Here is a 25115-nt window from a genome sequence, read left to right as displayed (position 1 = left end):
ATCATTTACGTCAATGATACCACTAGTGTTCATAATGCCTGCTAATATAGCATATTCAGTGGTTAATATTGATGATAACTCCGAGCTCAGCCGATGGGACTCACTCGGGGGAAATGTATAACATCAGCTATATTTAGGTGGGTTGCTACAGGATTTTGATTCATTAGACAAGAGTATACAAACGACAAATTCAGTAATATATGCCTCATTTAATCAGTGATCCATCTGCAAGTAAAAATTATTTCCTTAGATATATCATCCAGCGCGCAAGTAAGGTATAACGACGCTATGAAAACGCCTATACGATTACAACCACTGGTTGACGATGGTCTCGTCGATGAAGTGATAAGCCAACTCATGAGTGGCAAAGAAGCTACGGTCTATATGATCAGATGTGGCGATGCGATCCGCTGCGCGAAAGTGTATAAGGAAGCCACTAAACGCAGCTTTAAAAAAGCAGCACAATATCAAGAAGGTCGAAAAACCAAAAACAGTCGTCGTGGTCGAGCCATGGAAAAAGGCTCTAAATACGGTCGAGAAGAACAAGAAAAAGCCTGGCAAAATGCCGAGGTAGATGCATTATACAAATGCGCGGCGGCTAAAATTAGAGTACCAGTGCCTTATGGCTGCTTTGATGGTGTGCTATTAATGGAGTTGATCACCAATATTCATGGTGATGTTGCACCGCGATTAAACGACGTAACACAGATGAGTGTCGAGCAAGCACAAAGCCAGCATTACATTATGATGGGCTATGTTGTGCGTATGCTATGTGCGGGTATTGTGCATGGCGATTTGTCTGAGTTTAACGTGCTGGTCGACAAGGATGGTCCTGTGATCATTGACTTGCCTCAAGCTGTTGATGCATCAGCCAACAATAATGCCAAAGCAATGTTATTTCGTGATGTGAATAATATGACTGACTATTATTCACAATTTGCTCCGGAATTAGCCGCGACAAAATACGCTAAAGAAATGTGGGCCTTGTATGAACAAGGTGAATTAACACCCGAAACACAGTTAACCGGTTTGTTTGAAGAAGACACCACAGCCGCTGATGTCGATTCTGTATTAGAAGAAATCAACGCTGCTTTTGAAGAAGCTCAAGAAAGACGCGAGCGCATGAGCGAAGCGAACAACGACGAGTATTAAATCGATAGTTCATTCATGTGAATACCTAGGGAGACGTACGGACAAATTATCGAAGCTTTTATAGAAGATATAGTCTGGTTAATGTCTCCCTATTCTTTAGCCCTAATGAAAACGCAGAATCACGTACGCCCCCCCTTGTTAATTAAGCAGCAAGTTGTGTAAATATAAACGCTAGCTGCCTAAACTCTTCCGATTTGTGCAACCATAGCTAATCCTATTACGAACAAATACAATAATGTCCTTATGGCTAAATCAGATCCTTTTTCCGCCATAGTCAGCAGAGAACCTTACCCTTGGCACACAGGCAAAATAATCAATTTACCCGCCTTACATAACCTTACTTTTATCATGGTTAATTAGGTGTATAATAAGATTGAAAGTTAACAAGGAGAATATTATGAATAGCTATGTTGTATCAGTATTACTCGTTTGTCTTACTACTTCTTTGCCTGTTACTGCTATTGGAAATGAAAATGGATCCATGAGAATGTCTCAGATGCCTGTATTTTCCGATTTTGATAAGAATCAAGACAAATTGATATCTGAAGAGGAATTTGTGCAATTTCAAAAAGCACGGCAAGAGTTGCATCAATCTGAAGGGCGCATGTTAAAAAATGCCTCACGTGATGGTATGTTTGAACGTATCGATTTGGATCACAATAAGTTTATTGATGCTGAAGAGTTTCAATCTCATCGTGAAATGATGAGAAAGTCTAAATAATCTCTGCTCGGAACAATAATCAATGTCACTTTAGAGAGGTCATCAACATCACCTCTCTTTTTAAATACACGACACGGTAGCACATGAGATTTAGCCATCTCAATCAGCATAATAGAACGCCTAACTCCCACTTCCAAACAAACACCATTCAAACTTGGCTTTATCGGGCTATGCTTTGTGCTGTTCTCTGTAAAGCCATAGACATCAATTTGCCAGTGAAAATAATATCACTATATTGTCGGCGTTTTTATACGCTTGCGATGATTTTATCCCGAGCAAACATCGCCTTGCTCCTTTGGCTTATTAATGTTGGCTATGTGTAGGTAAATGGCTAAAACACTGGGTCACACAGTCTCAGGTACTCATTGCTGCGTCGAATATCATAGCCTCACTATCACGAAGCCTCACCAAGCTAAAACGGATAAATTATTCTGCCGCGACAAGCTTGCTTTTAAACACGCCGTAAAAGGCAATGCAGGCACCTGCAAAACCTAAGAAAGAACACACCAGACGATAGTCATTGTTGTCGATAAAGAAATTAGCCACACTGAATACCAATAAAATCAATAAACCAATATTTTTGGTCATCATCATTTTAGGCTCAAACATCAGCCATTGTTCGCATTTAGGGCATTGTGTTTCAACGCCATGTTTACCTTTGCGTACTTGTTTAAGTGCCTTGCGGGCAAACACACCCTGACAACGAGGACATTCCATTTTACATCACCTTTAATGATTTTTAATCAATATAATACAATGAATTAACTTAGTATCAAAGCTTATCATTCAACCCAATTTCTGATAAGTATAACAAACACCTTTAATTATTTATTAATTTTAACGATCGCTCAAAATCATATTTGAACGAATGTTACAGTTAGTTTATAGTCAAGGGAACTCGGGCATGATTAGCAAAATAAACACCGCATAGATGTGGATATTAACAACCTAGCTTGGCTACTTACTCAGAGCTTCAGCATTGACCATACACTCACAGAGCAACAATCATGAATAAAGTCATTGGATTTGATGTTTATGGCACCTTAGTGGATCCGCTAGAGATGGGCCAACATCTGCAACAACTGATTGGCGATAAAGCGCTAGAGTTTGCGCAACTGTGGCACGATAAAAAAGTCGAGTATGCGTTCCGTCGCGGATTAATGCAGCAATATGCAGATTTTGCAGTTTGTACTCAACAAGCACTGCAATATTGTTTGACGGTTTACAACCTTACCCTCACTGCAAGTGCACAACAGCAACTGCTGGCAAAATTTAGTCAACTATCGGCCTTTGAGGATGTTATTGTTGGCCTAGCATTACTGCGCAATCAAGGCCATACCCTAGTCGCATTTTCAAATGGTCCAGAACTAGCCGTGCGCAATTTAATGCATAATGCTGGCGTGTTACCTCAATTACATGATGTCATCAGCGTGGACGACCTACAGACCTTTAAACCTAATCCTGCGGTTTACCATTATTTAATCAACCGCACTCAAACTGATCCCACTCATTGTTGGATGGTATCGAGCAATCCCTGGGATGTTATTGGTGCAAAAGCTGCTGGACTTAACACAGCTTGGATCCAACGCGACAGTAAAAAAGTATTTGATCCCTGGGGCATTGAGCCAGACTTAACCGTCAGCAATTTAATCGAATTAAGTGAACAGTTAAAAGCCAGGTAATAAATAACTAACATGTTGCATTTAAACAATAAAAGCATAACTCATACGCGTTGATGCTAATACATTATAGCGATACACGCTACACTCATAATATTGTGCTAAGCGCATTATAAATTTACATAACCTGCTATCAGGTTGTACAAGGATATTTTATGACTAACCAATATACTCCACCTAAAGTTTGGCAAAATAATACCAATGGAGCTAACAAGTGGGCGAGCATTAATAGCCCTGAGTCAGGTGCTAGATTCGATAAACAACTGCCTGTCGGTAAGCATTCTTTACAACTCTATTCCCTTGGTACACCCAACGGGCAAAAAGTAACTATTCTGTTAGAAGAGTTACTTGCATTAGGTATTAAAGAAGCGGAATACGATGCTTATCTGATTAACATCGGAGAAAAAGATCAATTTTCGTCAGGGTTCGTTGCAGTCAATCCAAACTCAAAAATTCCTGCTTTATTGGATAAATCTGCTGATGAAGATGTGACTGTGTTTGAATCAGCTTCAATTTTGGTTCATCTAGCAGAGAAATTTGACCAATTCCTGCCTAAAGATGGCAAAGCCAGAACGCAAACATTTAACTGGCTGTTCTGGGCCCAAGGCTCTGCCCCATTCCTTGGCGGGGGTTTTGGTCATTTTTACGCTTATGCCGATGAAAAGCAGGAATACCCGATTAACCGTTTTGCAATGGAAGTGAAACGCCAATTAGATGTGTTGGATAAACAACTGGCAAGTAACACCTTTGTAACCGGTGAAGAATACACCATTGCAGACATCGCCATATGGCCTTGGTATGGCAACTTAGTCTTAGGTAATTTATACAGTGCCGCTGAGTTTTTAGATGTTGCCAGCTATAAAAATGTAACTCGTTGGGCTAATGAAGTATTAGCGCGCCCGGCTGTTCAACGTGGCAAAATAGTCAACACTTCATGGGGCGAACCATGGGAAATGTTACCAAATCGTCACAGTGCAGCAGACATTGATGCCGTATTAGCATTGAAGCTTTAATCTAAGTCCACAAATAACAGCTGATGAGCTAACCTCGTCAGCGTATTAAAAAAGCCTTCTGCAACACAGAAGGCTTTTTATTTGATTCACGTTATGAAAGTGCTCTCAATGCAATTAGGTAAATACTCGCATTTCACAATGATTAGATGCTCATGGCAAGCTCAGCACCTTGGCGGATAGCCCGTTTAGCGTCTAACTCTGCAGCTACATCTACCCCGCCAATTAAGTGCACTGGCAAGCCACTGCGCTTCATTTCATCAACCAAGCTGAGGTTAGACATTTGTCCTGCACACAACACCACGTTATCAACAGCCAGAATTTCAGATTGTTCGCCGACTTTAATATGCAGCCCTTGCTCATCAAACTTTTCGTAGCTTACACCGGTTTTCATGTGAACCTGATGCTGTTTTAACACACTACGATGGATCCAACCGGTTGTTTTACCTAAGCCTTTACCCATTTTGGTGGTTTTACGTTGCAATAAATACACTTCACGGCCAGGGACATGTTCAGCTTCTTCAGTTAATCCGCCAGCGTGTTGATAGGTCTTATCAATGCCCCACTGCTTTAACCATTTATCGGGTTGCAAGGTGCTCGATTCTAATTCACATAAGAAATGCGCCATGTCAAAACCGATACCGCCAGCACCAATTAGGGCTACGGTTTTACCAATCTCAACTTGGCCAGTTAATACTTGTTGATAATCGACCACTTTAGGATTATCAAAACCCGGTAGTTTTAAAGCGCGAGGGACAACACCTGAAGCAATGACCACTTCATCGAATTTCTCAGTAGCTAATACCGCTGCATCTAATTTAGTGTTAAGACGTAATTCAACCTTATGCAGCCTAATTTGATTCATAAAGTATCGAATGGTTTCGTTAAACTCTTCTTTACCCGGTATTTTACGGGCCAAATTAAACTGACCACCAACCTCTGACCTGGCTTCAAATAATACGACCTCATGACCACGAGACGCAGCATAAACAGAGAAAGCCATACCTGCAGGGCCCGCCCCCATAACAGCAATGCGCTTTTTATGGGTGGTAGGTAGAAAATTAATTTCGGTTTCATAACAAGCGCGAGGATTAACTAAACAGGTTGCTCGTTTCATCGAAAAGGTATGATCCAAACACGCCTGATTACAACCAATGCAAGTATTAATCAATTCAGGGGTATTGGCAGCAGCTTTATTCACAAACTCAGCATCAGCTAAAAATGGTCGGGCCATTGACACCATGTCAGCTTGACCCGAGGCAATAATTGCCTCGCCAATTTCTGGGGTATTAATTCGGTTCGTGGCGATTAACGGTATTTTGACTTCTTGTTTGAGTTTTTCAGTCACCCAAGAGAATGCACCACGCGGCACACTGGTCGAAATTGTCGGAACACGCGCTTCATGCCAACCGATGCCAGTATTAATAATACTCACGCCCGCTTGTTCAAGGGATTTGGCCAGCTGTACCACTTCGTCCCACGTTGAGCCATTGTCGACTAAGTCGAGCATCGATAAGCGGAACACAATAATAAAATCACTGCCGACCTTGTGTCGAATAGCATTGACGATTTCAATCGGGAATTTAACCCGATTTTCATAACTGCCGCCCCATTCATCACTGCGTTTATTGGTACGCGAACTGATAAATTGATTGATTAGATACCCTTCAGAGCCCATCACTTCAACACCATCATAACCGGCTTTTTTTGCCAAGGCGGCACTGGTTGCGTAATCCTTAATGGTTGAGCGCACTTGGCGTGCAGACATCGCTGAAGGAGTAAAAGGGGTAATAGGTGATTTAACTTTGCTCGGTGCTAAACTAAAAGGATGATAACTGTAACGGCCAGCATGCAAAATTTGCATACAGATTTTACCGCCTGCTTCATGTACGGCATCGGTGACGATTTTATGTTTACCGACTTGCCAAGAAAAGCTTAATTGACAAGCATGTGGCGCTAGACGGCCGCGCAAATTAGGTGCGATACCGCCAGTAACGATTAACCCTACGCCACCTTGAGCACGCTCTTTATAAAAAGCTGCCAGTTTCTCAAATCCGCCTTTTTCTTCTTCTAAACCCGTGTGCATTGAGCCCATCAACACGCGGTTTTTCAGCTTTGTAAAGCCGAGATCTAAAGGTTCTAATAAGTGTGGAAACGACATTCAAACATCCTTTTTAAACAAGTGATTTAAATCAGCATACCCTGACAGTAAATTTTGCTCAATCATTTAAACGCTCCCTTGTTAAAAACCTTTACAATTGAATTTCACATTTATATTGATTTTCAGTTAGGATGACTACATTAGACTGATAAAGGAGTGGCAAATGTCCGCTAAACCCTCGTTTTTAAAAAGGATGTTTTTACTGTTATGGAATACAGTAAACGGTATCCGCAAGTTAATCATCAACATCATATTTTTTGGTTTGTTGGCCGTCATCGCTGTGGTATTGCTCAATAGCGAAGATGAGATTGTCATCGAAGATCAAACAGCCTTAGTACTAAACTTATCTGGCAGCATAGTCGATCAAAAACATTATGTTGATCCGATTGAAATGGCATTAAAACAGGGACAAGCTAATGATCCCGAAGGTGAAATGTTATTAGCAGATATTCTTTATACTATTAATAACGCCACTGAAGATAAACGTATTAATAGCATAGTGTTGGATTTGGCCAATCTTCAAGATGCTGGCATCAGTAAAATGACCGCCATAGGTGAAGCATTAAATCAGTTTAAAGCGGCTGACAAATCGGTGATAGCCATGGCCAATGGCTATGATCAAAACCAATACTTTTTAGCCAGCTTTGCAGACAAAATATACCTTAATAACCAAGGTATGGTGTCGCTTGATGGGTTAAGTCGTTACCGTTTATATTACAAAGCGGCATTGGACAAGTTGAAAATTACGACTCATGTATTCAGAGTTGGTACGTTTAAATCTGCTGTAGAACCCTTTATCCGTGATGATATGTCTGATGCGGATAAACAAGCCAGCAAGGTATTACTAAATGATATTTGGCAGAGCTACTCAACCATTGTGGCCAGTAACCGTCAAATTGCCCCCGACCAATTAGTGTTAACCACTGATGAGTACTTGGCTCAGCTTGATAAAGCTGAAGGTGACAGTGCTAAAATGGCTATAAACATGAAATGGGTCGACGAGCTGGTTTCTGCAGATGCATTTCGCGTTGCCATGATTGAGCGTGTGGGTAGTGATAAAGAAGGTAAAAACTTTAAACAAATTAGTTTTAATGACTACCGCAAATTAACGGCGCCAATGCCTCAATTTATTGAGCATGACTCTGTAGCGGTTATCGTTGCCAAAGGTACCATCCTTAACGGTAAACAACCTGCTGGACAAATTGGTGGCGAAAGTACCTCTGCACTGCTGATGAAAGCTCGCTTTGACGACAAAGTCAAAGCCGTCGTACTGAGAGTTGATAGCCCTGGCGGCAGTGCATTTGCCTCAGAGCAAATTCGTCAAGAAGTGTTAGCGCTAAAAGCGGCAGGTAAACCTGTAGTGGTAAGCATGGGGAGCCTAGCGGCGTCTGGTGGCTATTGGATATCAGCCAGTGCCGATTATATTGTCGCAACCCCAACTACCCTAACCGGTTCGATTGGTATTTTTGGTATGTTTGCTACATTTGAACAAGCACTGAGCCATTTTGGGGTGACCTCTGATGGCGTGGCAACCTCTGAATGGGCTGGATTGTCGCCGGTTCGGGAATTAAACCCTCAAGTTGCTGCGGTAATTCAACGTCATATTGAACGTGGTTATCATGAGTTTATCTCTCTTGTGGCTACAGAGCGTCATATGACGCTTGAGCAAGTTGACGAAATTGCTCAAGGCCGTGTTTGGACAGGTAAACGCGCATTAACCTTAGGTCTAGTTGATGAGCTAGGTGACATGGATATTGCATTAGCTAAAGCGGCTGATTTAGCTAAAATGGACAAATTTGATGTGAAAGTGATTGAACAAGAACTCAGCGCTGAACAACAAATTATGCAGCAATTCATGGGGGCTGTGGCCGCATATGTACCAGACAGCGTTCGTCAGACCAGCATAGTTGAAAAGTTTGTTAGTCAATGGGCTGGTGCATTTGAAACATTGTCAATGTTTGATGATCCTAACCATGCTTATTTGTATTGCGAAAATTGTAATTATTAACCTATTGCATCACCGTAATATGAAGATTATTCAAAAAAAGCCTGCTTAGCAGGCTTTTTTATTGGGGATCGTTAAATAAGCTCGTATAATTTACACAATCTGCAATTATCGCTAAATAAGAGTCCTATATTTATGCCAAAACGATCGATTTACGTAGCCTATACAGGCGGTACCATCGGAATGCAAAAAACAGCCAATGGTTTTGTGCCTGTGTCTGGGTTCTTAACCGATTGTGTACAGTCTATGCCGGAGTTTTATCATAACGAAATGCCTGAATTCGTGATTCATGAATACAGTCCACTGATTGACTCATCTAATATGGCGCCAACAGATTGGCAAATGATAGCAAACGATATTCAAGCAAACTATGAAAAGTACGACGGTTTCGTTATTTTGCATGGCACTGACACCATGGCTTATACCGCATCGGCTTTGTCATTTATGCTCCAAGGTTTGTCTAAACCTGTCATCGTCACCGGTTCCCAAATTCCATTGGCGCAATTGCGCTCAGACGGTCAAACTAACTTGCTCAATTCACTGTATATTGCCGCCAATTATCCTGTTGCTGAAGTGTGTTTATTTTTTAATAACAAGCTGTTTCGTGGTAATCGCTCCACGAAAGCGCATGCTGATGGCTTTGATGCATTTGCATCGCCTAACTTCCCTATGTTGCTTGAAGCAGGTATTAAAATTAACCTCAAAGCAGGTAAAATTAGTAAGCCAACAGGAGAGCCTTTAGAGGTTGTGACCATTAGTCCACAGCCCGTTGGTGTGGTTACGCTTTACCCTGGTATTTCTACGGACATTTTTAATAACATTTTACAACAACCGGTAAAAGCACTGATTTTATTAACCTTTGGTGTGGGCAATGCGCCACAAGATAAAAAGTTGCTTGATACCCTCAAACAAGCTGATGAACGCGGCATCATATTGGTCAATTTAACCCAGTGTTTTCAGGGCAAAGTCAATATGGGCGGTTATGCTACCGGTAATGCTTTAGCTCAAGCTGGGGTGATAAGCGGTGCAGACATGACCATTGAAGCTGCATTAGCAAAACTGCATTACTTGCTTTCAATCGGATTAACCTCAGCGCAAATCAAACAACGCATGCAGGAAAACCTTATTGGTGAGCTAACAGTCGATTAAGTTGCCTTGTCTGCAGATTAATAGCAAATCTGAAAACAAAAATGCGAGCTCTGTAGCTCGCATTTTTGTTGACTATAACTCGTTTATTGAATGAGTTTATAAATCAGCTTCTTTAAACTCGGCGATAGGATCGCCTTTAAACTGTTTTTTCAGCTCTGATTTAGACAACTCATTAATATTCCCACCCGCACCAATAGTAAAATGTTCAGTTTGCTGAAGCTTACGTGCTTGATACAACATCACTACTTGCAAAGTCGATTCACGCTGAGGCTGAGTTAATACTGTACCATCATCCCACTTACCTAACTCAGACGCAGACAATAAGCGCAGGTATACTTCTTCAGGCATTTCATCAATGACTTTATTGATATCGTTCATACTGATTTCCGTTTATGTAACACTATTCTGACTCGGGTAATAAGATAGCCCGTAAAGCCAATAACAAAACTTGCAATCGCGAGATAAGAAGTTGTGCCCTGAGCAGGCTCTCCTCCCCAAAACCACACGACAACCCCTGCGATAAACAATGTCAGAAAAATAAAGCTTTGGGTCATTAAGCTATTAGAACGCTCAATATGACTGATAATTTTTAAAGACTCAGTATTACCATCCAAGGTTGTTTTACAATGTTGACATTGTTTAGCCAGACTTGAAATACGCTTTTGACATTTAGGGCATGCAACTAAGGCCATAATTTACTCTACCTGCTGATCATCTAACATTAAATTTAGCGTTTATGGGCAATTATAGCTGTTCAACAACAGCTAACATCGCGACTAAAGACGCTTCACCTAAATATACGCAACGTTCTGGAGACCAGCCCACAAATGGGTCGGCTAAATTAGCATTGTCTTTAAATGGCATCTCTAACGTGTTTGATAAACAACTGAATGTATTCGCGACCCAGTTAGACCCTACGGTTAAATTTGCTTGCCCCGGTTCATCCTTGTCGTAACCAAACTCTGTTTGGAAATCAGCACTGGCAATGGTTAATGCACTCAGGAATTGTTGTTGTAATGCGGCCATTTTATCGTTGTAGTTTGGTACACCTTCACAGCCCGCTAGGAACACATAAGGAAGACCTTCATCGCCATGAACATCGTAAAACAAATCAACACCAGTTTGGTGCATTTTATTGACAACATAATACACCTCAGGACTTTTCTCTAAGCTCGGAGTCTGCCATTCGCGATTAAGATTGGTACCAACGGCATTAGTCCGTAAATGGCCACGAGCGCTACCATCTGGGTTCATATTAGGCACAATGTAAAAATTGGCTTTGTCTAACAACGCTTTAGACGTTGGGCAATCACTATCAAGCAATTGATTTAACAAGCCTTCGACTAGCCATTCAGCCATGGTCTCGCCAGGATGTTGACGCGCAGTGATCCAGATATTTTTCTTATCAGGATTAGCATCACCAATTTTAAGCAAACTCATGTCACGACCATCGAGGGTTAACCCAAGGTGCTCGAGACTGACAGCTGGATGCAATTGTACTTCGCTGATTAAATCTAAATGACGCTCGTAGCTATAAGGAGCAAAATAGGCAATTTGAATCGCTTCACAATCTAGCTCTGCGTGAATGGTTAACTTGCCATCAACATATTGGGTTGGCAATCTGAACCAAGTTTGACGATCATAACTGGCAACCGCTTGGTAATCTTCCCAACCTTTCGGGTATGAGGCATCACCTGCATTGATAATATTAAGGGTATATGTCTGGCCAACTTCACCTTCTAGACGAAAGTTAAACCACTGATAAAACTCACCGCCGAAGTCGGGACGAATGGCGAGTTGTATATCGTCATGTTTATCAATATTAATGACGTTAATGTTGCCGCCGTCGAAGTTTGCTGTAATCCGCATTAGATTATCCTTTAATGTGCTTGCACTTATTTTGGGCTGAGTAATCGCCTTTTTTATGCGCCATAGCTTATCAAATGCGGCAATTGCTGTGAACCTTTAAAAGTTAAAGCTGTACCCTTGACCGCGAACCGTATTAATTAGCTCGCGTGGCAAATTGCGTTTAACTAATTTACGCCGTGTATTACTGATGTGCATATCTAAATTACGATCAAATCGGCCCAACTCTTTGTGTAATACTCTGCGTTGTAATTCTTGTTTAGTAATCACCTCACCCTGGCGATCAAACAAATATTTAAACAGGCGATACTCTGTTTGAGTCAGCACCAGGGACTTTTCAGCAAAGCGAATCGTATAACTGGTATCATCAAAGCTAATATCTTGATTAAAATTATCATTCACTGGTGCTTGGAGGCGCCGATGAAGCACATTAAGACGCAATTGTAATTCACGTATATTGATTGGTTTTGCTAGATAATCATCGGCACCTAACTCAAGAGCATTAATACGCTCTAGTTCACAACGACTGTCTGCGAGCACAATAATAGCCGTTGAAGGTTTTCTGGTAACGAGTAACCAAAATGAATCCATTTTAGGCACTGAATAGTCTAATAATATCGCTTCGAGCTGAGTGGTTTCCATATAAACCAATGCATCAAAGGCATTATTGACGCGATGAACACTATAACCCTGCTCACTTAGTTGTTGACCTAAGTCGCTTTTATCGGAGAGGCTATGTTCAATGAGTAGGATATTGTTCATAATAAATCACTTAATGATAACGATTACCATTAAGATTATCATATTGATTTGTGTATAACTAGATGTAATCTTTGTTGTCGCCGTTTGATTAACAAAAAAAGGCCTGAAAATTCAGGCCTTGAGATGTTTGCCACACAAATCAGCAGAAGCTAAGCTATTTTTCTAGCATCAACTGCTTGATAAATTTAACCGGGGCACTGCCGTAACTTAAAAACTGTTCATGGAACTGTTTTAAATCAAAATCATCACCTTGATTGGCTTTTAGCTGTTCACGGAAATCATAGATCTCACGATAACCAGCATAATAACTGGTTAGCTGCACTTGACTTAATGTTGCTCGGCGCCATTTCCCTTCAGCTTCAGCACGTTGCTGGAAGGCTTCATTTTCAAGTAAATCAATCACCTGCTCTTCGCCCATACCATTGACTTGAATACTGTAATCTAAAATAGTGTTACAAATAACGCGTAAGTTCCACTTGTAATACATCAACCACATCTCTGGCTCAAAATTACCATAGCCTTCTTCTAACATCATGCGTTCAGCATAGACAGCCCAACCTTCTATCATGGCACCGTTACCAAATAGACTTTTGACTAAACTAGGCGACTGATTTGAATACACTAATTGGGTGTAATGCCCTGGGATCGCTTCATGGATATTAAGTACTTGTAAGATCCAATGGTTGTATTCGCGTAAGTAACTTTCAGCAGACTCGGCACTCATATTATCAAGTGGCGTCACATTATAATAAGTGTTACCACCTTGATCATAAGGCCCCGGGGCACTGATTGATGCGCCAGCAAAACCACGCATATACTCAGGGGTTTCACGAACAACCAATGGCTTATTAGGATCAAGTGTTACTAATTGTTTGTCATTCACAAATTGAATCAGCTCAGGAATTTGTTTGCGTACTTCAGCAACAAAATTTTCCCGTTTAACATGTTTGCTAGATAACACATCGATGAGCTGACGGATCGCTTGTCTTTCATCGGCAGGTTTTGGCGTATCAATATACTTTGACCAAAGAGTATCGGTTAGCTTAGCCATTTCTTGCTGAACTTGATTTTTATCTGCTACCGCTTTGTTGTACAACTGTTTTGCGGTCATACCAGACTGAATATCAAAGGCGAATTTTTCTTCATACAATGTTTCACCGATACGAAAATCTCGGGCGCCCTTTTCAGTCAATTTGCTTTCAAGTGCAGTTAACCACTCAATATGCTGTTTAATGGCTGCTGTTGCGGCATCAAAGCGCTGAGTGAATAAGGCCTTTTGATCTGTACTTAAGCCAGAATCGGCAACTTGCTGTACTAATGCATCAGACAATACCGAAAAAGCCCCTTGGTTTTGCATAATCGCAAGTTGAGTGTGCTCAAGAGTTGGGTCGCTAATGTTATTTCGTGCCGCTTCGTAATAAGCAGGTACATTTTCAAGACGGGCAATCACTGAGGTGAGACGTTCATCTAATGGTGCAAAGTCCTCATTAATAATTTGCGCAAATCCACCGGCAACATTGTAATTTGACGGGTCCCACTGCCAACCTTTAAACCGAGTAATTTCCCACTGCATTGAATCAACTAAATTACTCAACAGTTTATAATCGATTAGCTCATTAGCTGACAAGGATTGCGGATCAAACTCAGCCATAGCCATTTGCTGTTGCTTAACAAAAGCCAATGTTTTATCACGGCTAGCTTGATTTGGGATATCCAAATAGCCATCATTAACATGCTTACCACTATACAAGGCCCAAGTCGGTGACAATTGCCAAAGCTCATCGATAAACCGTTGTGAATATTGGTTAAAATTTAATTTTTCTGCTGATGTACTAGCCTGCGCATTAACGCTATTTTGTGGATCACTTTGTTGCATCGAGTTATCACTACAGCCCGCTAATGCGGCTAAAGCGAAAGACACCGCCAAAGGAAGTAGACCTTTTTTCATTTGTTATCCCTTAAATTGTTATTATTGTTTGTGCAAAATGACTTATCTTATTATGTTACATTTAGCGCTTTTTGGGTGCTATTTTTATGAGTAATAACTTGCTTGATTAACGTGATCAAGTTGATGAAAACTATCTTGCTAGCATTATTAATAGTTAATCATGTTCGTGACTTATTTGCAGCAAGCAGACATCTTTTGTGACATAAAATCTTACGCTATCGATGCTATAACGGCTGACTAAAAGGTATTTGGTTACATTTGTGCAGCCGTGCCCATCGCCAATGGCAGACCTTCAACATGACCACTATCCCTATTACCTAAATCTTAATGGCACAAAGGCCACTAATGCTGAAAGCTATGAGTATTCAGATTGCACCTTATTAAGATGAGATTACCTATGATGCTCAACGATTGGTGATTGCAGATAGCCGTTAACAGCAACAATTACTCATCGATATTATCTGGACCAACAATAATGACGTTATCAATGTCACAGCCAGCGGACTTAGTGCACAAAGTAGCGTGCAAGCCCCAAAGCAATTCAAAGATTTTCTTGGTGCTTATAGCTTAATGAGTTGAACGAGCTTAATTGGTTGAACAAAAGCGTTGGAGGTTAGCCATATCAAGGCAATGTTACCAGGCCTCATGGCTGTTTTGATGGTAAACCGTACCCTAGACAGCAAAAGCATTTTGCAGTGTTAACCATAGCCATTCGGTTTGTGCTGTCGCCAGACTCCCCTAGCCTCTTTTTTATCGACACAAAAAGCATCGACACAAAAAAGCGGAATAAACATTCCGCTTTAATCAGAGACGAATTAACCTTTGACTCAGTCTAGGCTAGATATTCCATGGATTCACTTTACCGCCTTTAGTGCTTGTCGCTGCTTTGGTGGTTTTGGTTTTTCTAAAATCAGCTGGAGCCGTTTTCGACTTACCTAAACTAAGCGTTGGTCTGTCAGTATCGGGGGTTGATTTATGTTGACGACTCTTAGGCATAAAATTCAATACCGAAATTGGGATCGGTTTTTTTGGTTCAAAACCTTCGATGACTTTGCGTTCAATTAAATGCCCTAAACGACTTTCAATCATACACAGATTTTTAAAGTCATCATTTGACACAAAAGAAATTGCCACACCAGCAGCTCCCGCGCGACCCGTTCGGCCAATACGATGAATGTAATCATCGGCAGGAAAAGGTAAATCGTAATTGATAACACGAGATAAATCATCAATATCTATACCGCGGGCCGCAATGCCGGTTGCCACTAAGTATTTAATATTACCTGATTTAAAATCAGCTAGAATTTGCTCACGCACTGGCTGACTTCTGCCACCGTGGATGCATTCAGCGCTAATGTCACGTTTTTCAAGCTGACTGACCAACTTGGCCGCACCTTGTTTGGTTTCGATAAATATCAGCGCTTGGTTCCACTCTTCTGTTTTAATTAAATGACTTAATAAAGCAGATTTTTTATCTTTATCTACCGTGGTTAACCACTGTTCGATTTTTGGTGCGGAATCGCGATCAGCAATCACTGAAATTTCTACTGGGCGCTTAATGGCCGTTTTAGCTAACGCACGAACTTGGTTTGATAAAGTGGCTGAGAACAATAAACTTTGGCGCTCAGAAGGTAACTTATCAATCACTTTATTAATGTCTTCAATAAAGCCCATGTCGAGCATTCTGTCTGCTTCATCCAGAACCAAGACTTCAACTTCATCAAAGTGCACGGCACGTTGAGTATATAAGTCGAGTAAACGTCCTGGGGTTGCAACCAGAATATCGACACCCTCGATTAATGCTTGTTTTTGTGGTTTTTCATCAACACCACCGTAAATAGCAAATGATGTTAACGGTAAGAACTTAGCATAATGCACAATATTGGCTTGTATTTGCACAGCCAGTTCACGTGTTGGGGTTAAAATTAATGCCCTAATACGCTTTTTACGCTGCATTTCACTGTCGGCTAAGCGCTCCAATATTGGCAACACAAAACTGGCGGTTTTACCGGTACCGGTTTGCGCGGCCGCAAGCAGGTTTTTACCCCGTAAAATAACCGGAATAGTTTGTTGTTGGATTGGTGTTGGTTGACTGTATCCCACTTCATGTAGGGCATTGACAATCGTGTCGCGTAATCCAAGTGTCGAAAAAGGCATGAAAGTGGGTCTCAGTAGTAGAATAAGAATAAAGCATTATAGAGGCTGCGCATAACAAGCGCTAACACCAAGTAACGATAAGGCATGCGATAAAATAGCATGGTAGACAAGGGAGAGAACTAGCATCACCCAAATGTCGTGGTTTTATTTAAAAATACAAATGAAAAAAGACGTCCGAAGACGTCTTTTTTCATAATATGGCGGTGAGCGAGAGATTCGAACTCTCGTTAGGGATAAACCTAAACACACTTTCCAGGCGTGCGCCTTCAGCCACTCAGCCAGCTCACCAATTTTTTGACTGAATTTTTATCAATAACAGCAAAGTCATATGATAAAAAGCCAATCTTTAATATCTGATTACATTGAGGCTATATATTAGTTCTCACATACAAAACTGCATCAAGCTTAGTCGCAGTATTGCTAATCGAGGCGTACTTTACGCAAATGCCGATAGCGGGTCAAGCTAAAAAACCCGACTATCAAGCGTTTGCACAAATGCTCAGCAACTTATCAGTGAACTAACCGATTAATGTGGGGAAAAGGCCTTTAGCTCCTGCGGCAATGACTTCAATGCCTAATGACAACATTAATAGTCCCATTAAACGGGTAATAACGTTAATGCCGGTTTTTCCGAGTAACTTAAACAATACTGGCGCCATACGGAATAAAGCCCAGCTGACAAGACCTATGGTCACAATAGTTAAGAACATGCCAACAAAGTTAATCATCTTATTATGCTCTGCGGCAAACACAATCACCGAGCTAATGGCGCCAGGACCTGCCATCAAAGGTAACGCTAATGGCACCACAGCAACAGATTCCATCCCAGAAGACTCACGATCTTCTTCTTGGTTACGTTTTACTTCACTGATCTTACCTTGCAGCATCGACATCGCAATAATACATATCAAGCTACCACCAGCAATACGAAATGCAGACAATGAAATACTGAACATACTCAGAATATGCTGACCGGCTATCATAGTGACTAATAAAATCACCACAACAGCAAAGTTAGCCACTCGGTTGGTATGGCGGCGCTCAACTTCAGTTTGATGGCTGGTTAAGCTCACAAATACAGGCAATAACCCTACTGGGTTAATGATGGCTAACAGTCCTAAAAAGAACTTGATATAAAGCATAAAATCCACTGACTGCACCCTCTTAATATTACCTGATTTAAAGCTCGATTCTGAGGGCGCTAATGTAGCTGAAACCCAGACATTTCCCAAATGAAATTTTTTATATTTGATAGGCCATTTTACAATACAAAAACTAATGGAACATCTATTTAACCTCTTTAACCGTTTAATTATAATCCACGAAAAATGAGGCGCTAAGTAATTTTATTTCACGATATTGCACACATTAGCCACTAACTGATGCTTTAATCTACTAACCGCTTTGGCGAATCACCTTGTCTGTACTAAAAATACTAACCCGCCACTGGTATGCATATTGGCCAAAGATGAAAAATACTAACATTGAGCCAAATTAGATAACTGAAAAACATTCATGTTTAGGCACTCGTTTGTCGTCGATAAAATCCCTTGCTATTGAGACGCTAATATTCACTCGCAACACCAAGATTAACCAGCCACTCATGCTTTCATGTTAATCCTGCAATAACCGCTGATATTAGGCCATAAAATAGCGTACAACAAAAAAGAGATGTTGCCAGTGGCAACATCTCTTTTATTTGACCGTTAATACTCATCTGTGTAATGACTAGGTCGCTGATATCAACACAGGACTGAGTCTAAAATTGCAGATAAGGTATAAAACCTATTTAGCCGTCCAACGATCCATCCAGCCAAGCACATTCTTGTACCATAGCTGTAGATTATCTTGATTTAAGATCCAATGGTTCTCATCTGGGAATACCAGTAGCTCAGATGGAATACCTTTACGTTGCATCAAGGTAAATGCGGCTAAGCCTTGGCCATAAGGTACGCGGTAGTCTTTTTCACCGTGAATAACCAGCATCGGAGTTTTCCAGTTTTCAACATAATTAGCTGGGTTAAACTTTTCATATAGCTCTTTGTTTTGATCGTATGGACCACCAAATTCATATTCAGGGAACCATAACTCTTCAGTGACATAATACATAGAGCGCATATCAAACAAACCGGCATGATCAACTAAGCACTTGAAACCATCGTTCCACTTGCCTTGGAACCAGTTCATCATATAACCACCGTAAGAACCACCGAGGGCACATGCATTGCTCGCATCTAACCAAGGTTGCTGAGTCGTCACGGCAGCCATACCCTTTTTAAGATCTTCAAGTGGTTTACCGCCCCAATCTTTACCTATTGAGTCAGTAAACGCTTGGCCATATCCGGTAGAACCATGGAAGTCGACCATCACCACACCGTATCCAGCACCAGCCCATAGCTGCGCATTCCAGCGGCTGCTAAAACTGTTGCCAAATGAGCCTTGTGGGCCGCCGTGAACGAGGTAAGCAATCGGGTATTTTTTACCTTCTTCATAGTTAACAGGTTTAATCCAGTAGCCATGAACGGTTTCATCGTTCCAACCTTTAAAGTTGAACTGTTCAAATTCCCCAAAGGTAATATTGGCTAATTTGTCTTTGTTGACATCAGTCAGCTGAGTCAATCGCTCACCTTCTAAAGTCACACTGTATACATCACCGGGTTCAACTAATGTCGATTTTTGGAAGAACAATTTATTATTGGCGACCGCAATTAAGCTGTTACTACCTTGATTATAAATCGGACGCACATCGCCAAATTGGGTATTGACTTCAAACAGTGTCACTTGACCAAGATCTTGAGCCGTCACATATAACGTACGGCCATCGGCGCTGAAATTGAGCGAACTTGGGCTACGATCCCATAATGGAGCGACTTCTTTTTCTTGGCCAGTGACATTGTCACGTAACATAATGCGGTTGCGATCAGCTTCATAACCAGGCTTAGTCATGGCTAAATAAGCCAGATAACGGCCGTCGGCTGAGTATGTTGGTTGTGAGTCCCAGGCTTTGTTGTCTGGGGTTAAATTAACCGTTTCACCGCCCGCAACTGGCACTTGCCATAAGTCATAGTTGGTGGTCCACGCTTGATCGTTACTGGGCGCTTTAGCACTATAAACAACGAATTTGCCATCTGCGGTGAAGGTTACTTCTTCCATGCCTGAAAAAGGCTTAGGCGGCGTTTCAGTATCACGACCGGCTGTAATATCAATCGCAGTGGTGACTTTTTCACCATCGAGTGAAGCCACAAATAAATGATTACGCGCGTGATCTTCCCATGTATCCCAATGACGAACCATTAGCTGCTTATATAACCGTCCACTGCTTTTACGTTCAGCTTCTGCGGTAAACATCTCTTTTGAACAGGCTAAGTCTTTACACTCTGGAAATACCCGCAGGGTCATGACAAGCTGTTTGCCGTCGTTAGACAATTTGTAGCCATTAATGTCTAAAGGTAAATCAGTAATCGCTATCGCTTCACCACCATTTAGCGCCAGTTGATACAATTGGCTGCTTCCAGTGCGGCTAGCAAGAAAGTAAATTGATTTTCCATCAGGCGAAAAACTGACATCATGCTCAGTTCCGGCGGCAGAAGTCAGTTGTTTTGGCTTAGCATTTTTATCGCTTAAATCGAGCAGGTAAAGATCCGAGTTAGCCTCGCCTTTATCATCAACCACTTTGACGCCGTAAACCATGGTTTTGCCATCATTTGAAACGGCTGCCGAATGCAACTTATTTAGCTTAACTAATTGTTGAACGTTAAAAGCGGTGGGCTCTGCCGCATAAACTGATGTAGCCAAACCAGCAGCTACCAATGCAAATAATACAGAAGACTTTTTCATTGTTATCTTGTCTCAGTTGTTTAAATAAAAACATGACTGCGCGTTGAGCTAGATACAACTCGACTAACGCGTAATCATAAAATGTGTATTGCAGACTAACCAAAGCAAAACGCTCAGGCAACATGCCTTTTGTAAAAAGCTGTAAACCCGAGCGTTAGATCACATTGACACATATGGCTTAAACATAAGCACAGTCGTGTTTATCACTTACTTTGTTGCTTTACTGTTCGCGATATTAATTTTCCAAATCGCCGGACCGGTTTCATGTGCATTGACACCATTGGTATCAACCGCAACCGTTACCGGCATATCTTGTACGTCAAACTCGTAAATGGCTTCCATGCCTAAGTCTTCAAATGCCACCACGCGTGACTTCTTGATCGCTTTAGACACTAGATATGCTGCGCCGCCAACGGCCATTAGATACACCGCTTTGTGCTTTTTAATCGAAGCAACGGTTTCAGGACCGCGTTCAGACTTACCAATCATGCCCATAAGGCCTGTTTGGTCTAACATCATGTCTGTAAACTTATCCATGCGAGTGGCGGTTGTAGGACCGGCTGGGCCGACCACTTCATTGCCGACAGGATCAACTGGGCCCACGTAATAAATAAATTTACCCGTAAAGTCGACGCCTTCAGGTAAACCTTCACCAGACTCAAGTAACGTTTGAATGCGTTTATGAGCAGCATCACGGCCAGTCAGCATTTTACCATTGAGTAGTAAGGTATCACCACTTTTCCACGTTTCGATTTCGGCTTGAGTGATGGTGTCTAAATTCACATGATGAGTATTCTCACCCGCTTCACGAGTGATCTCAGGCCAATCAGATAACGATGGCGGCACTAAATCCACAGGACCTGTGCCATCTAAATGGAAATGAACATGACGCGTTGCGGCGCAGTTAGGGATCATCACCACAGGTTTTGAAGCGGCATGGGTCGGTACAGACTTAATTTTAACATCCAGCACTGTGGTTAAACCGCCTAAACCTTGTGCACCAATACCTAAATTGTTTGCTCGTTCAAAAATGTCTAAACGCAGCTTCTCTTCAGTTGTAACCGCACCACGTTGCATTAATTCATGGATATCAATCGATTCCATTAATGACTCTTTTGCCAGTACAGCCGCTTTTTCGGCTGTGCCACCGATACCTATGCCTAACATACCCGGTGGACACCAACCCGCGCCCATTGTTGGTAAGGTTTTTTCAACCCAAGCAGCAATGTCATCAGACGGGTTAAGCATAGCCATTTTAGATTTATTCTCTGAGCCACCACCTTTAGCGGCAATCATCACTTCAACTTGGTTGCCCGCAACCATATCAATATGCACCACAGACGGAGTATTGTCTTTAGTGTTTTTACGTGCGCCAGCAGGATCTGACACAATTGATGCACGTAAAGGATTATCTGGATTAGTGTAAGCACGACAAACACCTTCATCGACCATTTCTTGAACGGTCATATCGGTTTTGTCCCACTGAACCGACATACCAATTTTAACAAAGGTAGTCACAATTCCGGTGTCTTGACATAAAGGACGTTTACCTTCAGCAGACATACGCGAGTTAATCAAGATTTGAGCAATGGCATCTTTAGCCGCAGCGCTTTGTTCACGCTCATAAGCCTTGTTCATTGCATCAACAAAGTCTTTGGGATGGTAATAGGAAATGTATTGCAAAGAATCTGCGATACTTTCAATAAAGTCCGCTTGTTTAATCACAACCGCTTGACTAGACATTGAAGATTCAGTTGTAGAGTGAGATGTGGTATTCGTCGACATATGGGGCGCTCCAGCAGCCATTGCGGCCTAACATGGTTATCGTTTTTATTAGAATCGATTTAATATTAACTATTAAGGCCAATATGATACTCTTTCCATCCTTTTTGGGCTACATCACATTTTAGATAAGGGTTATCGATGTCTGCGCGGGCAAAAAACGCACTTTTTATGCAAAAACTGGATTGGAAAATAGACACTAAGGCGCTATTTTCACTTTTTAGCCACCAGCCATGGGCGACATTACTCGACTCCGCCAATGCGCCGCACCAAGATGCCACTTTCGACATTATTGGGTTTAATCCTATCGCGACCTTAACTAGCCATGACGGAATTTGCTCATTTAACCCTAAACATCCAAAAATAATCGCGCTTAATATCGACATCAATCAGCAAGCCAGTCCATTTGAAACATTAGCGCAACTGCATGCTCGTCTTTATCCCAGTGCGCAAGGATCTCTGCATCCTTTTAGTGTCGGTGCACTTGGGGCATTGGGTTATGATTTGGGTCGAGATATTGAAAACCTGCCTAAAATAGCAGTTAAAGATATTCATCTTAATGATATGAATATTGGATTTTATGATTTCGCCCTGATATATGATTACGCAGAAGAGTCTTGGTATGCCTATCATTACGACGGCTGCGGCGCACTCGAGTATGAGTTGAATTTAATTCAGTCAAAAATAGAGCATAATCTAAAACAGACATCCAGCTTGCCTGCTTTTCAATTAACCACACCATGGGTTAACCACATTAGCGTTGAACAATATCAACATAAGTTTGCACGTGTTCAAGAGTATTTACTCAGCGGTGATTGTTACCAGATCAATTTAACCCAACGATTTGAGGCGCAATATCAAGGTAATGAATGGCAAGCTTATTGTGCATTATCCACGGCGAATCAAGGCCCTTTTTCAGCGTTTATACGCCTTGAACATCATTGTATTCTGTCTATTTCGCCAGAACGCTTTATTAAACTAAGCGACCAGCAGATTGAAACTAAACCGATAAAAGGCACGTTACCTCGCCATCAAGATCCGCTTTTGGATCAACAAGCTGCAGCAGCATTACTTGCATCCGAAAAAGATCGTGCTGAAAATGTGATGATTGTTGATCTGTTACGCAATGACATTAGCAAAGTCGCGGCGCCCGGCTCGGTTAAGGTACCGACATTATTTGCGATTGAAAGTTTCCCTGCAGTACACCATTTGGTCAGCACCATAAGTGCCACACTGGCAGAGGATAAAAATGCATTTGATTTACTCCAAGCAGCCTTTCCTGGCGGTTCAATTACTGGCGCACCAAAAATTCGCGCCATGGAAATCATTGAAGAGTTAGAGCCATCACGACGAAATGTCTATTGTGGGAGTATTGGTTATATCAGTCAAAACGGTAATATGGATACCAGTATTACCATTCGCACTTTAGTCACCGAAAATAATCGTATTTACTGTTGGGCTGGCGGTGGCATTGTCGCTGATTCAAATGCCGACGCTGAGTACCAAGAAAGTTTTGATAAAGTCAGCAAAATATTGCCTTTGTTGGCGAGTCTGAATCAGTAAAAACAGGTGTCGATAACCATTCGTTATACCAAGACTTACAACACTAGATGATAGCGATTGTTGACTTGTCAGCAATCGGATTGTTTTTAGTGCTGCCGCGTTATTGATTACCTAGCTGAAATAACGCCCTGTCATAGCCTCTACTTTAGATAAAACAGTCACACACTGCTTAAAACAACTCCTAAAAAGATAATCAGGCTTTAAAGGCCATAGCTTTCACTGCAATCAACTTACAGTTCTCTCCCGTATATTTAATTACATAATAACAATACCCTATCGTCTCCCTATTAATTTTGAGCGATCGATCAAATTAATTTGAGCATTCGTTCAAAAACTGTTTTAATACACTTCTTACTTATAAGGAGTTCACATGATTAAATTTTATTTCCATCCAGGCCCTAACCCAATGAAAATTGCGCTATTCCTTGAAGAAACAGCTCTCGAGTTTGAGCTTGTGCCAGTGGATACCTTAAAAGGTGAGCAACATACTGCGGAGTTTAAAGCGATTAACCCCAACAGCAAAACCCCCGCTATTGAAGATAATGGCGTGCGTGTATTCGATTCAAGTGCCATTCTTTTATACCTTGCAGACAAAACAGGTCAATTAGCTGGCAAGCCTGAAAATCGAGGGGAGCTGTTATCTTGGTTAATGTTTGTCGCCACTGGTTTAGGACCTTATTCTGGTCAATGTGTACATTTCACCCATCATGCACCTGAAAAAATAGCTTACGCCACAAACCGTTATCAACGTGAAACTCAACGTCATTACCAAGTCCTTGACGCACATCTTAGTAACCGTGAGTTTATCGTGGGTGATGCATTGAGCATTGTCGATATTGCTGCATGGGGTTGGGTTGATAAAATCGGCTATGTATTAGGCCAAGATGCACTGGCCACTTACCCGAATGTTCAACGCTGGTTTAACAGTATCAACAATCGTCCAGCCGTTGCACGAGCCAGAGACATGGGTAAAGATATTGTATTTAAATCAGAATTTGATGAAGCCGCAAAACGTGCTTTTTTCCCACAAAATTATGCTGCTGAAACAAGATAGGTTTTGATCCTGTCACCAAAAGGCTTGTTGATAACCCTCACAAGCCTTTTTTGTATTTTGTCTAGGCGACAATGCTCTTGCTTGTAATGCACGCTTAACGCTATGGATTGGTATATTCACTTTAGAGGTTGTAATACTTGCTTTAGAGGTTTCATATAATGATTACGTTCAAGCATGTAGACTAAGCGTAGAAATCATGAATACAAATTGTTATTTTTATTGATTTGGTAACGAATTCACTTGTTCTCGTGGCGCGATTTTCCTACTGT

At 41.5% G+C, this 25115-nt stretch carries 19 protein-coding genes and 1 tRNA gene; 8 read left to right on the top strand and 12 right to left on the bottom strand.

What is annotated here, in order from left to right:
• Positions 1 to 288 precede the first annotated feature (288 nt).
• Entirely contained in the window at positions 289 to 1152 is an 864-nt protein-coding gene (locus tag H5164_RS11635; protein WP_124014752.1) for a PA4780 family RIO1-like protein kinase, read from the top strand.
• Positions 1153 to 1549: 397 nt separating this feature from the next.
• Positions 1550 to 1873 (top strand): hypothetical protein, encoded by a 324-nt coding sequence (locus tag H5164_RS11630; RefSeq protein WP_182742447.1) that lies wholly within the window; start codon positions 1550 to 1552, stop codon positions 1871 to 1873.
• Between the two features lie 426 nt (positions 1874 to 2299).
• Here H5164_RS11630 and H5164_RS11625 read toward each other — a convergent pair whose 3' ends face one another.
• The gene (locus H5164_RS11625) at positions 2300 to 2590 is read right to left on the bottom strand and encodes a hypothetical protein (RefSeq protein WP_124014750.1); all 291 of its coding nucleotides are present in this window, start codon (positions 2588 to 2590) and stop codon (positions 2300 to 2302) included.
• Positions 2591 to 2880: 290 nt separating this feature from the next.
• On the opposite strand from H5164_RS11625, the gene H5164_RS11620 reads away from it, so the two are divergent.
• Positions 2881 to 3555 (top strand): haloacid dehalogenase type II, encoded by a 675-nt coding sequence (locus tag H5164_RS11620; RefSeq protein ID WP_182742448.1) that lies wholly within the window; start codon positions 2881 to 2883, stop codon positions 3553 to 3555.
• 152 nt (positions 3556 to 3707) lie between these two features.
• Positions 3708 to 4565: a glutathione-dependent disulfide-bond oxidoreductase gene (gene yghU / locus H5164_RS11615; RefSeq protein WP_182756247.1), complete on the top strand. Its 858-nt coding sequence runs from the start codon at positions 3708 to 3710 to the stop codon at positions 4563 to 4565.
• Positions 4566 to 4707: 142 nt separating this feature from the next.
• Here the strand turns inward: yghU and H5164_RS11610 are convergent, their stop codons facing one another.
• The gene (locus H5164_RS11610) at positions 4708 to 6723 is read right to left on the bottom strand and encodes an FAD-dependent oxidoreductase (RefSeq protein ID WP_182756245.1); all 2016 of its coding nucleotides are present in this window, start codon (positions 6721 to 6723) and stop codon (positions 4708 to 4710) included.
• Positions 6724 to 6886: 163 nt separating this feature from the next.
• Here H5164_RS11610 and sppA point away from each other — a divergent pair, with 163 nt between their 5' ends.
• Positions 6887 to 8731 (top strand): signal peptide peptidase SppA, encoded by a 1845-nt coding sequence (gene sppA / locus H5164_RS11605; RefSeq protein ID WP_182742451.1) that lies wholly within the window; start codon positions 6887 to 6889, stop codon positions 8729 to 8731.
• A gap of 132 nt (positions 8732 to 8863) precedes the next feature.
• The gene (gene ansA, locus H5164_RS11600; protein ID WP_182697276.1) at positions 8864 to 9877 is read left to right on the top strand and encodes an asparaginase; all 1014 of its coding nucleotides are present in this window, start codon (positions 8864 to 8866) and stop codon (positions 9875 to 9877) included.
• A gap of 96 nt (positions 9878 to 9973) precedes the next feature.
• Here ansA and H5164_RS11595 read toward each other — a convergent pair whose 3' ends face one another.
• From H5164_RS11595 to H5164_RS11550, 10 genes are all read right to left on the bottom strand, one after another.
• Positions 9974 to 10255: a YeaC family protein gene (locus tag H5164_RS11595; protein ID WP_124014744.1), complete on the bottom strand. Its 282-nt coding sequence runs from the start codon at positions 10253 to 10255 to the stop codon at positions 9974 to 9976.
• A complete protein-coding gene (locus H5164_RS11590) occupies positions 10252 to 10569 on the bottom strand; it encodes a zinc ribbon domain-containing protein (protein ID WP_182742452.1) in 318 nt (105 codons plus the stop codon). Before H5164_RS11590 ends, H5164_RS11595 begins: the two co-directional genes overlap by 4 nt.
• A 52-nt stretch (positions 10570 to 10621) precedes the next feature.
• Positions 10622 to 11746 carry a M14-type cytosolic carboxypeptidase gene (locus H5164_RS11585; protein WP_124014742.1) on the bottom strand — a complete coding sequence of 375 codons (1125 nt, stop codon included), beginning with the start codon at positions 11744 to 11746 and terminating at the stop codon, positions 10622 to 10624.
• Positions 11747 to 11842: 96 nt separating this feature from the next.
• The gene (locus tag H5164_RS11580) at positions 11843 to 12505 is read right to left on the bottom strand and encodes a response regulator transcription factor (RefSeq protein WP_182756243.1); all 663 of its coding nucleotides are present in this window, start codon (positions 12503 to 12505) and stop codon (positions 11843 to 11845) included.
• A 154-nt stretch (positions 12506 to 12659) separates the two neighbouring features.
• The gene (locus H5164_RS11575; protein ID WP_182697274.1) at positions 12660 to 14453 is read right to left on the bottom strand and encodes a DUF885 domain-containing protein; all 1794 of its coding nucleotides are present in this window, start codon (positions 14451 to 14453) and stop codon (positions 12660 to 12662) included.
• A gap of 837 nt (positions 14454 to 15290) precedes the next feature.
• Positions 15291 to 16610 (bottom strand): DEAD/DEAH box helicase, encoded by a 1320-nt coding sequence (locus H5164_RS11570; protein WP_182722848.1) that lies wholly within the window; start codon positions 16608 to 16610, stop codon positions 15291 to 15293.
• A 198-nt stretch (positions 16611 to 16808) separates the two neighbouring features.
• A tRNA-Ser gene (locus H5164_RS11565) sits at positions 16809 to 16898 on the bottom strand.
• A gap of 230 nt (positions 16899 to 17128) precedes the next feature.
• Positions 17129 to 17761: a YchE family NAAT transporter gene (locus tag H5164_RS11560; protein ID WP_124014738.1), complete on the bottom strand. Its 633-nt coding sequence runs from the start codon at positions 17759 to 17761 to the stop codon at positions 17129 to 17131.
• Positions 17762 to 18395: 634 nt separating this feature from the next.
• Positions 18396 to 20447, bottom strand: coding sequence for a S9 family peptidase (locus tag H5164_RS11555; RefSeq protein ID WP_182756240.1), 2052 nt, complete (start codon positions 20445 to 20447; stop codon positions 18396 to 18398).
• Positions 20448 to 20654: 207 nt separating this feature from the next.
• On the bottom strand, positions 20655 to 22190 hold the full coding sequence (locus tag H5164_RS11550) for a fumarate hydratase (RefSeq protein WP_182756467.1): 1536 nt from the start codon (positions 22188 to 22190) through the stop codon (positions 20655 to 20657).
• A gap of 180 nt (positions 22191 to 22370) precedes the next feature.
• Here H5164_RS11550 and pabB point away from each other — a divergent pair, with 180 nt between their 5' ends.
• Positions 22371 to 23792, top strand: coding sequence for an aminodeoxychorismate synthase component I (pabB, locus tag H5164_RS11545; protein WP_182756230.1), 1422 nt, complete (start codon positions 22371 to 22373; stop codon positions 23790 to 23792).
• Between the two features lie 370 nt (positions 23793 to 24162).
• The gene (locus tag H5164_RS11540; RefSeq protein WP_182756228.1) at positions 24163 to 24846 is read left to right on the top strand and encodes a glutathione S-transferase family protein; all 684 of its coding nucleotides are present in this window, start codon (positions 24163 to 24165) and stop codon (positions 24844 to 24846) included.
• Positions 24847 to 25115 lie beyond the last annotated feature (269 nt).

This window comes from Shewanella sp. SG41-3, assembly GCF_014164545.1.
Taxonomy (GTDB): Bacteria; Pseudomonadota; Gammaproteobacteria; order Enterobacterales; family Shewanellaceae; genus Shewanella; species Shewanella vesiculosa.
This window is presented reverse-complemented; position numbering and strand designations above follow the sequence as displayed.